The organism is Campylobacter sp. RM16187, assembly GCF_025319965.1.
GTDB lineage: Bacteria > Campylobacterota > Campylobacteria > Campylobacterales > Campylobacteraceae > Campylobacter_A.
The window spans coordinates 205,083-220,027 of the sequence record NZ_CP012549.1 but is presented as its reverse complement, the minus strand read 5'-3'; the positions used below and the strand labels follow the sequence as shown (position 1 = coordinate 220,027).

General features: G+C 39.7%; 15 protein-coding genes. 4 read left to right on the top strand and 11 right to left on the bottom strand.

Annotation, left to right across the window (positions count from 1 at the left end; genetic code table 11):
* Positions 1-3 precede the first annotated feature (3 nt).
* From CDOMF_RS01300 to CDOMF_RS01250, 11 genes are all read right to left on the bottom strand, one after another.
* Positions 4-192, bottom strand: coding sequence for a DpnD/PcfM family protein (locus CDOMF_RS01300; protein WP_260952105.1), 189 nt, complete (start codon positions 190-192; stop codon positions 4-6).
* Positions 182-886 (bottom strand): hypothetical protein, encoded by a 705-nt coding sequence (locus tag CDOMF_RS01295; protein WP_260952104.1) that lies wholly within the window; start codon positions 884-886, stop codon positions 182-184. Before CDOMF_RS01295 ends, CDOMF_RS01300 begins: the two co-directional genes overlap by 11 nt.
* 10 nt (positions 887-896) lie before the next feature.
* Positions 897-4,151 carry a carbamoyl-phosphate synthase large subunit gene (gene carB, locus CDOMF_RS01290; protein WP_260952102.1) on the bottom strand — a complete coding sequence of 1,085 codons (3,255 nt, stop codon included), beginning with the start codon at positions 4,149-4,151 and terminating at the stop codon, positions 897-899.
* Positions 4,151-4,906, bottom strand: coding sequence for a rod shape-determining protein MreC (gene mreC, locus CDOMF_RS01285; RefSeq protein WP_260952101.1), 756 nt, complete (start codon positions 4,904-4,906; stop codon positions 4,151-4,153). Before mreC ends, carB begins: the two co-directional genes overlap by 1 nt.
* Positions 4,896-5,933, bottom strand: a complete 1,038-nt coding sequence (locus CDOMF_RS01280; protein ID WP_169973529.1) for a rod shape-determining protein — start codon at positions 5,931-5,933, stop codon at positions 4,896-4,898. The genes mreC and CDOMF_RS01280 overlap by 11 nt, the downstream gene beginning before the upstream one ends.
* Positions 5,934-5,948: 15 nt before the next feature.
* Positions 5,949-7,181, bottom strand: a complete 1,233-nt coding sequence (clpX, locus tag CDOMF_RS01275; protein WP_260952100.1) for an ATP-dependent Clp protease ATP-binding subunit ClpX — start codon at positions 7,179-7,181, stop codon at positions 5,949-5,951.
* Positions 7,181-7,969: an acyl-ACP--UDP-N-acetylglucosamine O-acyltransferase gene (gene lpxA, locus CDOMF_RS01270; protein ID WP_260952099.1), complete on the bottom strand. Its 789-nt coding sequence runs from the start codon at positions 7,967-7,969 to the stop codon at positions 7,181-7,183. The genes clpX and lpxA overlap by 1 nt, the downstream gene beginning before the upstream one ends.
* Positions 7,970-7,993: 24 nt before the next feature.
* A complete protein-coding gene (gene fabZ, locus CDOMF_RS01265; protein ID WP_260952098.1) occupies positions 7,994-8,440 on the bottom strand; it encodes a 3-hydroxyacyl-ACP dehydratase FabZ in 447 nt (148 codons plus the stop codon).
* 122 nt (positions 8,441-8,562) lie between these two features.
* Positions 8,563-9,636 carry an epoxyqueuosine reductase QueH gene (locus CDOMF_RS01260; protein ID WP_260952097.1) on the bottom strand — a complete coding sequence of 358 codons (1,074 nt, stop codon included), beginning with the start codon at positions 9,634-9,636 and terminating at the stop codon, positions 8,563-8,565.
* 52 nt (positions 9,637-9,688) lie between these two features.
* Positions 9,689-10,645: a tRNA (adenosine(37)-N6)-dimethylallyltransferase gene (locus CDOMF_RS01255; protein WP_260952096.1), complete on the bottom strand. Its 957-nt coding sequence runs from the start codon at positions 10,643-10,645 to the stop codon at positions 9,689-9,691.
* Positions 10,642-11,844 carry an NAD(P)/FAD-dependent oxidoreductase gene (locus CDOMF_RS01250; protein ID WP_260952094.1) on the bottom strand — a complete coding sequence of 401 codons (1,203 nt, stop codon included), beginning with the start codon at positions 11,842-11,844 and terminating at the stop codon, positions 10,642-10,644. Before CDOMF_RS01250 ends, CDOMF_RS01255 begins: the two co-directional genes overlap by 4 nt.
* A gap of 94 nt (positions 11,845-11,938) precedes the next feature.
* Here CDOMF_RS01250 and mqnP point away from each other — a divergent pair, with 94 nt between their 5' ends.
* The 4 genes from mqnP to moaA all read left to right on the top strand — a co-directional run bounded on the left by mqnP (position 11,939) and on the right by moaA (position 14,934).
* Positions 11,939-12,805 carry a menaquinone biosynthesis prenyltransferase MqnP gene (gene mqnP / locus CDOMF_RS01245; RefSeq protein WP_260952093.1) on the top strand — a complete coding sequence of 289 codons (867 nt, stop codon included), beginning with the start codon at positions 11,939-11,941 and terminating at the stop codon, positions 12,803-12,805.
* Positions 12,802-13,317: a hypothetical protein gene (locus CDOMF_RS01240; protein ID WP_260952092.1), complete on the top strand. Its 516-nt coding sequence runs from the start codon at positions 12,802-12,804 to the stop codon at positions 13,315-13,317. The genes mqnP and CDOMF_RS01240 overlap by 4 nt, the downstream gene beginning before the upstream one ends.
* Entirely contained in the window at positions 13,310-13,822 is a 513-nt protein-coding gene (locus CDOMF_RS01235) for a DUF6115 domain-containing protein (protein WP_169973547.1), read from the top strand. Before CDOMF_RS01240 ends, CDOMF_RS01235 begins: the two co-directional genes overlap by 8 nt.
* Positions 13,823-13,965: 143 nt before the next feature.
* Positions 13,966-14,934: a GTP 3',8-cyclase MoaA gene (gene moaA / locus CDOMF_RS01230; protein WP_260952091.1), complete on the top strand. Its 969-nt coding sequence runs from the start codon at positions 13,966-13,968 to the stop codon at positions 14,932-14,934.
* Positions 14,935-14,945 lie beyond the last annotated feature (11 nt).

Below are 14,945 nucleotides of genomic sequence, written 5' to 3'. Positions count from 1 at the left end.
GCCCTAAATTTCAGATTTCAGCTTAACTTGCTCTTTGATTTCAAACTCAACATCGCAAAAATCATCCGAATTTAAAACTATTTCGCAATTTTCATAAGCTGATTTTGCAATCTTACGTGCAACTTCCTTATTTTCTGCTTTAATAAAAAGCTTTTTTACAAGTGTCTCGGTGATTTGAACTTCAAATTCCAACTTGAACCTTTAAATTTTCTTTTTCATATAGTTTTACTATGCTATCATAATCAACAAAACGCACGCTACTGGCTATACTTTCATATATAGATGCGCTAATTACGCTATTAAATTGAGCACGTCTATTTTTATCGGCTACTATAAACATCTTAGCGTTAAAGTCTTGAAGTTCGTAAAATTTATTAAGAGAATTTTTAAAATCAGTTGAGTGTTCTACTTCAAAAAATGAATGAGGTAGCTTGCGCTCGTTAAACCATATCGCATCGATAGTTTTAGCAAATTTTATGATTTTTGGATAAGAAAATTCATAAATTTTACTAGTCGTAGCTACTTCATGCAGTTTTTTATCGATGAAAAATCTATTCTTATCTTGCGGCGGTATATAAGTATAAAAATTTCTTAAATTGCCTATCTGAGCGATAATGCCTTGAAAATAAGAGTGAGTAAACTCGTTTTCTCGTGCAATCTCTTTTATATTAAGCTTTGATAAAATTTCGCTTTTAAATTCGCTAAGCCCCCAAAGCCCGGGCTGAATTTTAAAAAACTCTTTATTTGTCTGAACTATCCTGCGTATCGTGGCAAACGGAGTTTTAGTCTGCCACGAACTAACATCGGTTAGTCTATAAAGCTGTGAAAACGTAGCCAAATTTCCGTTTTCAACCATAGCCTTTATGACGAAATCTTTTTGCTTCATGCTATTGCTTTTAGCCCAAATACTCCTGAAGTGATTTTACCTCATGTGCTGAACCGTCTTGAACGCTTCTAATCGACTTAGCAGCGGCAAGTGCAGCAGCTATAGTAGTGAAGTAAGGAATTTTAAATCGCAAGATATTTTGGCGAATTTTCTTGCCATCCTCGGCATTTGACTTACTATCGCTTGTATTTACAACTAAAGATATATCGCCATTTTTAAGCCTGTCCTCTATATTTGGACGACCCTCGCTTATCTTATACACAAATTCCGCATCTACATTGCTATCTTTTAAAATTTTATGCGTTCCACCTGTTGCTATAATCTTAAACCCTAATTTTATAAACTCTTTTGCAAGATTAATAGCATATGTCTTGTCATTATCTGCAAGAGTTAAGAAGACGAGTCCGCCTGTAGGTAGCGAGTTGCTGGCTGCAATTTGTGACTTAGCAAAGCTTCTTGCAAAATCACTGCTGATACCCATAACTTCGCCTGTTGATTTCATCTCAGGGCCAAGGATTAAGTCTGCGCCGCTTAGTTTATTAAACGGAAATACCGCTTCTTTAACGCAAACGTGATTTTTAACGCGCGGTTTTAGGATGCCCTCCTCTTCAAAGACGACTCCGTAAGCGTCGTAAAATTTAAGCGCTTCACGCAAATTTCCTTGCCACATAACGCGGGTTGCAACCTTTGCCATAGGAACGCCCGTAGCCTTACTTACAAAAGGCACGGTGCGACTTGCGCGAGGATTTACTTCTATCATATATAGCTCATTTTGATAGATAGCAAACTGGATATTCATAAGTCCCACAACGCCCAAATTTAGTGCTATATCGCGAGTTTGGCTCTCGACTTTTTTTATCATCTCGCTACTTAAACTCATTGGTGGCAGTATGCACGCGCTATCGCCTGAGTGGATGCCCGCCTCCTCGATATGCTGCATAATAGCACCGATATATACATCCTTGCCGTCGCTTATTGCATCGACATCAAGCTCAATAGCATCTTGCAAGAATTTATCAAGCAATACAGGAGAATTGTTGCTTACATTCACAGCTTCGCTCATATACTCTTTTAGTTCAGCCTCACTATGAACTCTTCTCATAGCACGTCCGCCAAGTACATAGCTAGGACGCACAAGCACCGGATAGCCTATGGTATTAGCCTTTCTAATAGCCTCGCTTTCGCTTGTAGCGGTATCGTTAACGGGTTGCTTTACTCCGATTTTATTTATAAATTCGCTAAATTTCTTTCTATCTTCTGCGATATCAATAACGCGAGCAGTAGTTCCGATAATCTTAGCACCGGCTATAGTTAAGCGCTTAGCAAATTTAAGAGGAGTTTGTCCTCCGAAATGCACTATCACTCCATCTGGCTTTTCGCGTTCGATGACTGAGCGTACATGCTCAAAATCAATCGGCTCAAAATAAAGCACATCGCTCGTGTCGTAATCTGTTGATACAGTCTCTGGATTACAGTTATACATTATAGTCTTTACGCCAAGATCGCGAAGAGCGTAGCTTGCATGCACGCAGCAATAATCAAATTCTATGCCTTGACCTATTCGGTTTGGTCCACCGCCTATTATCATCACTTTTTTAGAATCATCGGCTAATAAATTTTGTGGAATTTTAGTGATATTTGTCGTAGAATACAGATACGAAGTAAGCGCTTTTAACTCTCCTGCGCAAGTATCTACCTCATTGTATTCAAGATTAATACCAAGCTTATTTCTGGCAAAATAGATGTCATTTTGACTAAGCTCAAGATTGTCTTTTAAATTTATAAGATGAGCTATCATCTTATCGCTAAAGCCCATTGATTTAGCTTCTCTAAGTAAATTTTCATCGTTTAAGATATCCATATCTATGCGGTCTTCAAATTCAACTATTTGGCGAATTTGATCCAAAAACCAAGGATCTATCTTGCTATATTCGTTAATTTCATCTATGCTAAGTCCATCTCTAAATGCTTGAGCAATCATCAAAAGACGATTTTCATTAGCATTTCTAAGTCCGTATATGAGAGCGTTCTTATCTAAATTTAAAAAGTTAAATCCGTAAAAATCCTTCTCCATAGAGCAAAGTGCCTTTTGGATACTCTCTTTAAACGTTCTTCCTATAGCCATTACTTCGCCCACAGACTTCATCGCAGTGCCTAAATATGGATTCGCACCTGGAAATTTTTCAAAAGTAAAGCGAGGAATTTTAGTCACTATATAATCAATTGCAGGCTCTCTTGATGCAGGAGTATCGGCTATATCGTTTTTTATCTCATCCAGGCTAAAACCGACGGCAAGAAGAGTAGCAACCTTTGCTATAGGATAACCGGTAGCCTTACTGGCAAGTGCAGAGCTTCTAGATACGCGTGGATTCATCTCTATAACTACCATTCTGCCATTTTTCGGATTTATAGCAAACTGCATATTGCTTCCACCGGTATCTACGCCTATCTCCCTGATAATAGCAAAGCTTGCTTCGCGCATCTTTTGATACTCTTTATCTGTTAGAGTAAGCGCTGGGGCTATAGTTATAGAATCTCCTGTATGCACACCCATTGGATCGAGGTTTTCGATAGAGCATACTATGATGCAATTATCTTTGCTATCTCTAATAACCTCCATCTCATACTCTTTCCAACCAAGCAAACTCTCCTCTATTAAAATTTCATGTATCGGGCTTGCATCTATACCAGCTTGCGCAAGCTCTCTAAACTCATCAATATTATATGCAACTCCACTTCCTGCACCACCTAGAGTAAAAGAGGCCCTAATAATCAGAGGAAATCCTATCTCATTAGCAGCCGACATAGCTTCTTCAAGGTTATAAGCGTATCTACTCTTTGGCAGATCCATACCTATTCTTTGCATAGCGGCTTTAAATTCCTGCCTATCCTCACCCTTTTTGATCGCCTCAGGTCTAGCGCCTAAGAATTTCACGCCTTCAAGCATTCCTGATTCATGTAGCTGCATAGCCACGTTTAGAGCCACTTGTCCACCCATAGTAGGCAAAATGGCATCTACATTTTCTTTATCTATTATACGTTTTATACTCTCTTTTGTAATAGGTTCTACATAAGTAGCATCTGCAAAATCAGGATCGGTCATGATCGTAGCCGGATTTGAGTTGATAAGCACGACCTTATAGCCTAAACTCTTTAAAGTCTTAGCCGCTTGCGTGCCACTATAATCAAATTCGCAGGCTTGACCGATAACAATAGGTCCTGAACCTATCAATAAAACTGTTTTTATATCTTCTCTTTTTGGCATTATTTTTCCTTTGTAACTACATATAGATATGATGGAATATCAACTTTTACGTACGGCTCTACCAATACGCTCTTATATAAACTCTCTTCGATAACTTTTGTAACCTTTCCTACAGGAACTCCGCTGAAAAATATCCCGTCAAGCCCGCTTGTATAGACCTCATCGTCCTCTTTTGGATGAAGCCATTGAGGAATAAATTTTATCAAAAGTCCGTTTTTATTGCCATGTGCTATACCTGGGATCTTTTCATTTCCCACAAAAACCGCAAATATATTTTTAGGATCATTTTGCAAGATAGCCATAGGGCGATCGTCTTTGGATATTACTATGCCGGCACTCTTGCCCTGATAGATAAGCCCATAAATTTTAGAGCTATTAAAATCATCAAATTTATCAAGCCAAATTTTATTATAATCGCTTATATTTACATAGCTTAACGCTCTAACGAGCTGAATTTTGGGCTCATATATGCTTGAATTTTTATCTATCAAAATTTCATTTAGCTCTTTGGCAAATGAGGCCAAAAGAACGGCAGACTTTTCAAGCTCAGCATTTTGAGTCCTAAGAGATATTATCTCCTCTTTTTGTCTAAAATGCTCATTTACCTTGTTGACTATAATTTTAATGCCATCATCATACATTTTGACAATAGAGCTATTTAAATTTACAACCTCTTTGCTAAATATCTCACCCTTGTAAAGAGAGCCAAGCACCAAGGCTCCGATTAAAATAACAAATAAAATTTTACTCTTCATTTGTTAGTTGTTGCAAAAGTCCTATCTCTTCCAAGGCCTTACCGGTTCCTCTTGCAACAGCCATTAGCGGCTCATCGGCTACAAATACAGGAAGCTTAACTATATCGGATAGATACTTATCAAGTCCTCTTATCAGAGCTCCGCCACCTGTTAAAACCACTCCATTTTCTACAATATCACCGGCAAGATCAGGCGGCATCATCTCAAGCACTGTTTTTAGAGCGTCAGCTATCTCTTTAAGGGGCTCTCTCATCGCCTCTCGCACATCTTCGCTGGTTAGCTCTATCCTGCTTAAAAGTCCGCTTACCTGATCGCGCCCTTTGACCACGATAGTAAGCTCTTGAGGAAGCTGTATAGCAGAGCCTACTTGTATCTTTATGTCCTCTCCCGCTCTTTCGCCTATTAAAAGGTTATATTTTTCTTTTATGTAGTTTACTATACTCATATCGATCTTATCGCCGGCAGTGCGAATTGATTTACTAATAACCAGACCTCCTAAGGAGACAACTCCTATCTCAGTCGTGCCGCCGCCGATATCGACAACTAAATTTCCTTGCGGTTCACGAACCGGCAAATTTGCTCCAATCGCTGCAGCCATAGGCTCCTCTATCAAAAACACCTCTCTAGCGCCCGCACTAAGCGCACTTTCTCTGACGGCTTTTCTCTCAACTTGAGTTAGACCGTAAGGTACTGAGATGATGATGCGCGGACGGATGAAGCTTTTACGTCTGTGAGTCTTTTCTATAAAGTATCTAATCATCTTTTCAGTCATATCAAAGTCCGCTATAACGCCGTCTCTCATCGGTCTTATAGCCTCGATATCGCCCGGAGTTTTACCGACCATATCTTTAGCCTCATGTCCTACTGCTAGAATTTTTTGCTTACCGTATTTTTCACGTTGCACGGCAACTACCGAAGGCTCATTTATGATGATACCCTTATCTTTTACCAACACAAGCGTGTTTGCCGTGCCCAAATCTATACCCATATCACTTGAGAAAAATCCAATAATTTGATCTAAAATCATCTTTTACCTTTTATATTATGCACTTAGTTTGTTTTGCTTTACTAAAATCGGCTTAGCACCGCCGCTTACTACGTCTTTTGTGATCACCACCTCATATCCGCCAAGCTCCGGCAGCTCATACATGATATCTACCATTACCTCTTCCATTATGCTTCTAAGCCCTCTTGCACCGGTCTTTCGCTCGATGGCAAGTCTAGCAACCTCTCTTAGCGCCTCATCGTCAAATTTAAGTGTGGCTTTATCTATCGCAAATAGCTTTTGATACTGCTTCAAGATCGCGTTTTTTGGCTCGGTAAGAATTCTCACCATATCATCTTCGGTTATCTCATTTAGCGTAGCTACGACGTGAAGCCTTCCGATAAGCTCAGGTATAAGCCCAAAATGCACCAGATCATCAGGCTCAAGTAGCTGGAGCAAATTTGACCTCTCATCCTTACTGCGCTTATCTTGGTTAAATCCAAGCACGTTTTTACCGATACGTCTTTCAACAATATCGCTAAGTCCGTCAAACGCCCCACCGCAAACAAACAAGATATTTGAAGTATCTATCTGGATAAAGTCTTGATTAGGATGCTTTCTGCCGCCTTTTGGAGGGATATTTACGACACTTCCTTCGATTATCTTAAGAAGCGCTTGCTGCACGCCTTCGCCTGAGACATCGCGAGTTATCGAGCGGTTTTCACTCATCCTTGCTATCTTATCGATCTCATCGACAAATACAATGCCCTGCTCGGCTCTTTTCACATCGCCGTCAGCCGCCTGAAGCAAGCGAGTTAGGATGTTTTCCACGTCTTCGCCTACGTATCCCGCCTCGGTTAGGCTTGTCGCGTCACAAATAGCTATAGGCACATCAAGAAATCTAGCTAAAGTCTGAGCCATCAGAGTTTTACCGCTTCCTGTAGGTCCTACAAGCAAGATATTTGACTTTGAAATTTCGGTATCATCCTCGATCTCGCTTTGCTTAAAAATTCTCTTGTAGTGGTTATAAACTCCTACGCTAAATACCTTTTTTGCAGTATCTTGACCCACGACGTAGTTATCAAGCACCTCTTTTAACTCTTTTGGGGTCAAATTTTTATAATCATGCTTTAAAATTTCTTCGTTTTTTTCAAGGCTGGTATCGCCGTAAATCATATTGTAAGCGGCATTTATGCAGTATTCGCATATGAAAGCATGCCCGTCTATATCAGATAGCAGCCTTCTGTCGCTTGATTCGACTTCGCCGCAAAAATTACACTTTTTTGCCATTATTCTCTTCCTTTTGCAAGCGGAATTCCCCGCGTCGTGCTTAGTATAAATTCGCACATTTTTTTTACATTTTCGTTATTTTGGGTTTTTAAAAGCTCGCCTGCAGCCTCTTTTAACCCGCCTTCGTGTCTAAATAAAAATTTATAAGCCCTATTTATCTCTTCAACATTTTCTTTATCAAATCTTCTGCGAATTCCAACCAAATTTAGCCCTCTTATATAGGCCCTGTTGCCTTCAGCTAAGCAAAACGGCACCACATCTTGGTTAAGCGCGCTTGCACCTGCTATCATGCAGCTTTCGCCGATTCGCACGAACTGATGCACAGGAGTTAGTCCGCCAACCACGGCGAAATCTCCCATCTCAACGTGCCCTGCTAAAGTTGCGTTGTTTGCTAAAATTACGTTATTGCCGATTATGCAGTCATGCGCTATGTGGCAATACGCCATGATAAATGCACTATCGCCGATTCTGGTTAGCCCATCGCCCTTATGCGTGCCTGAGTTTATTGTGCAAAATTCGCGGATTGTAGCGTTTTTGCCTATTCGCACACCGGTATCGCTTTCAGGCTTGTAGCTGATATCTTGAGGTATGTCACCCACGATCGCGTAGCTATAAATTTTACTAAAATCGCCTATATGCGTATCGCCCACGATCCTAGCGCCCTGCTTAACCAGCACGCCGTTACCAAGTACCACGTCTTTTCCGACATAGGCGTAGGCTTCGATTATCGCGTCTTCGCCGATCTTAGCGCCCTCTTCTACGACTGCTGTTTTATGGATATTTTTCATCAAATTTTGCCTATTTACCGAGTTTTATTTATCTACTATCATCGCTTTTAGCTCGGCTTCGCAAGCAAGCACTCCGTCCACATAAGCCTTGCCGTCAAGAACCCAGATATTTCCTTTGTGTTTTAGCACTTCAAGGCGGTATTCAAGCTTGTCGCCCGGGCGGATCGGATGGCGAAATTTAGCCCTATCTATGCTCATAAAATAGACAACTTTGTTTTTAATGCCTGCCTGATGCTCATCGCTCATACTCTTAAACGCGAGCACTCCGCCTGCTTGCGCCATGCCTTCGATGATCATAACGCCAGGATATATCGGATGATCGGGAAAATGCCCTTGGAAAACCGGTTCGCCGATGGTTACGTTTTTGTAAGCTACGATGTGCTTTGCCGGCTCGATCTCTACAACTCTATCAATGAGCAAAAAAGGATATCTGTGCGGGAGGATTTTTTGAATTTGCATTATATCTATCACTGCTAAGCCTTAATCATTAAAATATAGACCCGATTTTAGCTAATTTTTGCTAAGAGAAAGATTATTGAGTTAAATTTTAGCTTTTTGGGCAGGAAATTTTAAGCCAAATTTCGAGTACAAAATTACTCTAAAACCAAAATTTCCCTGCTGTCGTTATAAGTTACGCTTTTGCCATAAATTTCATATCTACCGACTAAAATTTCATCAAGCACAATTATAGGATTTTGGCTAAAATCCCCGCAAATTTCTCGCCTTAAATTTAGCTCAGCCTCCACGCTTGGCGGATTTTTGCAAAGCTCGCTAACGCTAGTGTATTTGCACCCCGTAAGTTCGTTAAATTTGGCTAAACTCATCATCGTTACACCGTCTCTAAGCTCATCAAGCAAATTTTTTGCCTCATTTACGCTAAATTTCACGCTCGCACGCTTAAAATTTGAGTAGAGCAAAAAGTAGCTAGGCACAATGAATTTATCAAATTTCACACTTGCTCTAAGCAAACGGTAGTTTAAAAAATACTTGCGCGAAAGATGAAATTTCACGCCCTTTTCTTCGCACTCTCGCACTTTTTTATAAAGCTCAAGCCGCTCTTCGATACTGCCCGGCAAAACCCGCCCGTTTATCTCGCTTGCAAGCTCACTTAAAGGCAAATTTTGTGCCTCTCGCTGCTTGCTAAGACCAAAAATGCACCCGCAGTAATTTTGATGATAAAGCTTATCTTTTTTTGCTAGCTCAAACTGTTCGTTTGTGCCGCCGTTTTTTCGGTAATCAACCGCCACAGCTTCAAGATCATAGCCCTCTACCGCCTCTTTTAGCGAAGCTTCAAGCTGGCTAAAATCCTTCTTTGGACTCATTAAAAGCGTCGTTGTAACCGACTTTTGTCCAAGCTCAAGCGCCTTAGCAGCCGAACTTCCCACGCGAAAATCAAAGCAATATTTGCAGCGCTTGCCCTTTTCAGGCTCATCCTCAAGCCCTTTGGTTCCCGCAAGCCAGCTTTCATAGTCGTATTCGCCACATATCAGCTTGATACCCATCGCGTCGCACGAGCGCTTAACGTCCTCGTAGCGCATCAAAAATTCGCTATACGGATGGATATTTGGATCGTAAAAATAGCCGATCAGCTCCTCGTCTGGAAAATCCTCGCGCAAACGGCGTAAAAAGTAGTGACTATCAACAGAACAGCAGATATGAACTAGCAAATTTTTCCTTTTTTATTGTTGTTTTATAGCAATTTTAGCTGCAAATTTTAAATCAGCTCAAAAACTCTCTGATCCTATCCTCGCACTCTTTTATAGAGCCGCTAAATTTATCCTCAAACTGAGAGCGGTTAAATGTGCGCTGACGCTTGGCAAGCTGAGCCGTATGCGTTGAAATCAGCTCCAAAAGCTCGCTTTCATCGATCTTGCCTCTTAAAAATTCGCCGCACTCTTTAAGACCTATTGACTTAAGCGGTTTTGGCTCGCTAGGATACTTCTCAAACAAAATTTTTGCCTCAGCCAAAAGCCCTTTTTTAAGCATATTTTCGGTGCGAATTTTTATGCGCTCACGCAAAATTTCCTTGTCCCAAACTATCTCGAAAATTTTTAAATTTGAAATGATGGGCTCATAAGTATTTTCGCGCAGATAAATACTTGGCGGAGTTAAGATCTCTAAAATTTGCCACGATTTATCCTGCACAGCTTTAATCAAATTTTGCGTATCAAACTCTTTAGTGCGATTTTCGGTCTTGAAAATATGAGCGTAGATGTCAAGCCATTTGTTTAGCCTATATGTATCGTTTTGGCTAAATTTGGAGGCAAATTCAGGATCTATTTTACTTGCGAATTCATGGATTTCAGAGTTACTAAGTCCGCTTTCAAGTCGCTCAAATTTTGGCGAGAGCCCTGAGATTAAGGATTTTAGATAAAAGCCGCTTCCACCTGTTATAAATAAATTTTTGTCGCTTTCTAATGCAAATTCGCGGGCTTGCTTATAAATTTTAAAAAACATTCCCACGTCAAAATGTTCGTTTGGATATATTAAATTTATCCCAAAATGCCTCACACTAGCAAGCTCCGCCTCGCTTGGCTTGGCGCTTGCGATATCGATCTGTTTATAAACACAAAGGGAATCAAGGCTTAAAATAACGCCGTTAAATTCGCTTGCAAGCTTAAGAGCAAGATCAGTCTTGCCGCTTGCCGTAGCGCCTATGAGAGCAAGTTCCTTCACGAAATAAGACCTGAAAAAAGCAGCACGTCATCGCTGTTTTCGTTTGAAACGCCACGCACTATCATATCGGTTAAAATTTTAGAAACGCACGGAGCAAAAAGGCTTTCATTTAGCCCAAAACCGCTTATATAAAGCAGGTTTTTATAGCTCTCATCTCGTCCAAATATCGGCAGCGAATTTGGCGTAAATGCCAAATTTTTAGCTTTAAAAGTCGGATTTTTAAGCTCAAAAAATGAAGCATACGGCTTTAGCTTAGCTAAATTTTCATTTATCTCTTTTATATCCACCATCTCATCTTTTGCGTTTATTTGCGGCTTTGTGACGATGTTTATAAGCCCGTTTTTAGCATCTATACTCATTCCAAAATCATCTACCATAAGCGGCATCTTAGGCGTTATATCCTCACTTGCTTCAAAGCTTACTTCATAAATTTTTGCGTTTATGAGATCTAAATTTACACCCAGCTTTTTAGCTAGAAATTTATCATCACCGCTTGCTTGAATAAAGCTGCTTGCCTCGTATCTGCCAAGTCTTCCGATCGCAGCTTTTGCCTTATCTCCGCTAATCTCGTAATCAACGATCTCATCGTTTATAAAAGCAACTCCGCTTCGCTCTAAAAACGCTTTTAAATTTTCATAGAGTTTTTGTGCGTCCAGCCTTGCGTTTTTCTTTAAATTTAAAGCTCCTTTGACGCCGTTTTTAACAAAACCGAATGCGTTTTGATCGTGCGCATCTAAAATTTCAAAATTTTCATCGTGAAATTTGATATTTTCAAGCATAAATTTGTATTTTTTATCATCAAAAAACAAAAGCGCTTCGCCTCTGTTTTCAAACTCAAAATCGCCTATTTCGCTTGCTAAATTTTGATAAATTTCATAGCTTTTTAGTCCGTATCTACGCGTTAAAATTTCAAGCTTTTTGCTGGACTTAGTTTGATTTACGCCAAATTTTAAAAGCCAGCTTAAAAACGCCTTGTCGGCTAAATTTTTAAAACCTACAAAGCCATCGCCTTTGGCAAATTTTAAAACCTCATCAAAGAGGCTTTTGTGCGCGCCTAAAAATAAATTTAGGGTATTTAAGCCGTTTGTTTCAGGCTTTTGCGTTTTGGACACGACAGCTACGCTAAGAGAGTTTTTCACACACCAGTAAGCGCTAAAAAGCCCTGAAATTCCGCTTCCTACAACTACTACGTCTCTCATAGGTTTTCCTTTAAATTCATATCAAACTGCTTAATTTTAGCAAATTTTTGCAATTTAAGATAAAATAACGCAAAACTTAAATTCATGGAAAAGTATGCAAAAATTTCTAACGACGTTAAAAGATATCGGCGAACTGATCGTATTTAAGCACTCTGTTTTTGCATTGCCGTTTATCTTTACGGCGATGATAGTTGCGAGCAAGCACGTAAATAACTCGGCTTGGTTTGGCTGGAAACTGCTTATTTTAGGCGTTATCTGCGCAGTGAGTGCGAGAAATTTTGCGATGGCTTTTAACCGCTACATGGATGAAGATATCGACAAACTAAACCCTCGCACCGCAAACAGACCAAGCGTGGACGGGCGCATAGGACGCTCAAATTTGCTTCTCTTTATCATCGCAAATGCCGCGATCTTCGTGATAGTTGCTTGGCTTATCAACGATCTTGCATTTTGGCTGTCGTTTCCGATTTTAGCTATCCTTGGCGGATATTCGCTATTTAAGCGTTTTAGCGAGCTTGCGCACCTGGTGCTTGGCTTATCGCTTGGGCTAGCTCCGATCGCAGGAGCCGTAGCGATAACTGCTAACATACCGCTTTGGAGCGTGCTGCTTTGCCTTGGCGTGATGTTTTGGGTTGCGGGATTTGACCTGCTTTATTCGCTTCAGGACATGGAATTTGACAAACAAAAAGGGCTTTTTAGCATACCTTCGATTTATGGCGAAAAGGCTACGATGTTTATCTCTGCGCTTTTTCATATAAATGCGATTTTATTTTGGCTGCTATTTGCTTGGGCTGCAAATTTGGGACTCTGGGCATTTATCGGGGTTATATTAAGCGGAGTAATTTTATTTGAAGAGCACAGAATCGTTCGCAGGGATTTTACAAAAATAGATAGAGCTTTTTTTACGCTAAACGGCTATCTTGGAATCATGTTTTTTATATTTATTTGGATAGATTTATGAGGCTTTATCCTGCGAATTTAGATATCGTTTTTGAAGAAATTTTAGATAGAAAAGACGAATTTACGCTTGAATTTGATAAATTAAGCGGTAGCGAGGATGATCCGCTTGGACAGTGGCTAAAGCGCGCTAAGGCAAGAGGTGAAACTAAAGAGAGCGATCAGGTTTTGCTCACGCTTTTAACCGAACTGCACCGCAAATTTGACGAACTAAACGCATATTTGAAAAACGAAAAAATTTCAAAGCTTGAGCTTAACGAAAGCTCGGTGATAGAAGGCATCGGCTTTGAAAATTTTGCGATAAAAGAGGCTAAATTTAGCACCGGAGGCAGTTATTACGCTAGAATTTCAATGCCGATATTTCCGAAGCGGGATTTAGCGGTGTTTTTTGAAGCGGTTGATGAAAAAACAGCCAAGATAATAAAGATGCATGAAAGCGATGAGAGCGACTACAACGGATATGTAACGGCTAGAGAGCGCGTGATGATACGCGAGTTAAGGGGAAATAATGGGTAGCGATTTTATAATTTTTATTGGACTTGGACTTATTTTAGTAATACTTTTTTTATTGGTAGTGTTTAAAGACATGGAGGCTGGCAAGAAATTTTCAAGATATGAAAAAGTATTAGAAGGTATCATACAAGAGAATCATCTCTTAAAAAAACAACTTAACAATATAGAGATAGCAGGAAGTGCAAATATAGATGTAGAAGCGATAGAATTACGATTAGAACAAAGACTAAACGAGCAGATAAACTCAAAAATCATCCCTATAGTAAATACTCTTAAAGGGATAGAAACTTCCATAGACAGCTTTCAAGAAGAGCAGCAAAACAGGATCTACACACTTGAAGAACGAACTAAAACCATAGGAAAAATAACATCAAATAGTGAAGAAACTGACGAAAAACGAATTATAGATATGTATAAAGATGGTAAAAACATAGAAACAATAGCCAAAGATCTTAGACTTGGAATAGGCAAAGTCGAATTTGTCCTCAAATTTAATAAACTCATTTAAATAAATAAAACTAATTAAACTTATAAAATATAAAAAATAAACATCACTAAAATAGTCAAAATTTAAAAAATTTTAAAGGTAAGCTCCATATAATGCTTATAAATTTGTTTAGATAAAAATCTAAATTAACTAAGGGTAGAAAGATGTTGATAGACGGGCATGGACGAGTTGTTGATTATCTGCGCATTTCAGTAACGCAACGCTGTAATTTTAGATGCAAGTACTGTATGCCAAAAACCCCTTTTGAATGGACACCAAAAGAGAATTTACTAAGCTTTGAGGAGCTGTTTTTATTTGTTAAAGTCGCAATTGACGAGGGTGTAAAAAAGATCCGTATCACAGGTGGTGAGCCGCTTTTAAGAAAGGATCTTGATAGCTTTATAAGAATGATACATGACTATAAAAGCGATATAGATTTAGCCCTTACAACCAACGGCTATATGCTAAAGCACTACGCAAGATCGCTTAAAGACGCGGGCCTTAAAAGACTAAATATGTCTCTTGATAGCCTAAAAATAGAAAAAGCTAAATTTATCGCGCAAAAAAGCGTCTTGCACGAAGTTTTAACAGGCTTTGAAGCCGCACTTGACGCAGGACTTAAAGTAAAGATAAATACGGTTGCGCTAAAAGGCGTAAACGACGATGAACTAATAAGCCTGCTTGAGTTTGCAAAGAGTAGAGATTGTCAAATTCGCTTTATCGAGCATATGGAAAACATGCACGCGGACGACGAGCTTAAAGGGATGAAAGCGGCTGAAATTTTAGACGTGATCGGGCAAAAATACAAAGTCATAAGCGACGGCAAACTGCCTACAAGCCCTGCTAGTATTTATATGCTTGAAGACGGATACAAATTTGGCATTATAGATCCGCACAAGCATGATTTCTGCGAGAGTTGCAACAGGATCCGCTTAACTGCCGAAGGATTTTTGATACCGTGCTTATACTTTGAAGACGCGATGAGTATAAAAGACGCGGTAAAAGCCGGCGATGTCAAGGGTGCTAGCGAAGTTTTACGCAAAGTGCTTCAAAACAAGCCTGAGAAAAACAGATGGGAAGCGGGAGTCGCAAACGAAACTTCAAGCAGAGCCTTTTACCAAACAGGCGGCTAAATTTTGATATA

What these genes read in the sequence shown, in the direction of transcription:
- mreC (WP_260952101.1), bottom strand. Translation starts at nt 4,906, where the DNA reads ATGAAGAGTAAAATTTTATTTGTTATTTTAATCGGAGCCTTGGTGCTT.
- CDOMF_RS01295 (WP_260952104.1), bottom strand. Translation starts at nt 886, where the DNA reads ATGAAGCAAAAAGATTTCGTCATAAAGGCTATGGTTGAAAACGGAAAT.
- clpX (WP_260952100.1), bottom strand. Translation starts at nt 7,181, where the DNA reads ATGGCAAAAAAGTGTAATTTTTGCGGCGAAGTCGAATCAAGCGACAGA.
- carB (WP_260952102.1), bottom strand. Translation starts at nt 4,151, where the DNA reads ATGCCAAAAAGAGAAGATATAAAAACAGTTTTATTGATAGGTTCAGGA.
- lpxA (WP_260952099.1), bottom strand. Translation starts at nt 7,969, where the DNA reads ATGAAAAATATCCATAAAACAGCAGTCGTAGAAGAGGGCGCTAAGATC.
- CDOMF_RS01240 (WP_260952092.1), top strand. Translation starts at nt 12,802, where the DNA reads ATGAGGCTTTATCCTGCGAATTTAGATATCGTTTTTGAAGAAATTTTA.
- CDOMF_RS01280 (WP_169973529.1), bottom strand. Translation starts at nt 5,933, where the DNA reads ATGATTTTAGATCAAATTATTGGATTTTTCTCAAGTGATATGGGTATA.
- CDOMF_RS01235 (WP_169973547.1), top strand. Translation starts at nt 13,310, where the DNA reads ATGGGTAGCGATTTTATAATTTTTATTGGACTTGGACTTATTTTAGTA.
- moaA (WP_260952091.1), top strand. Translation starts at nt 13,966, where the DNA reads ATGTTGATAGACGGGCATGGACGAGTTGTTGATTATCTGCGCATTTCA.
- CDOMF_RS01250 (WP_260952094.1), bottom strand. Translation starts at nt 11,844, where the DNA reads ATGAGAGACGTAGTAGTTGTAGGAAGCGGAATTTCAGGGCTTTTTAGC.
- mqnP (WP_260952093.1), top strand. Translation starts at nt 11,939, where the DNA reads ATGCAAAAATTTCTAACGACGTTAAAAGATATCGGCGAACTGATCGTA.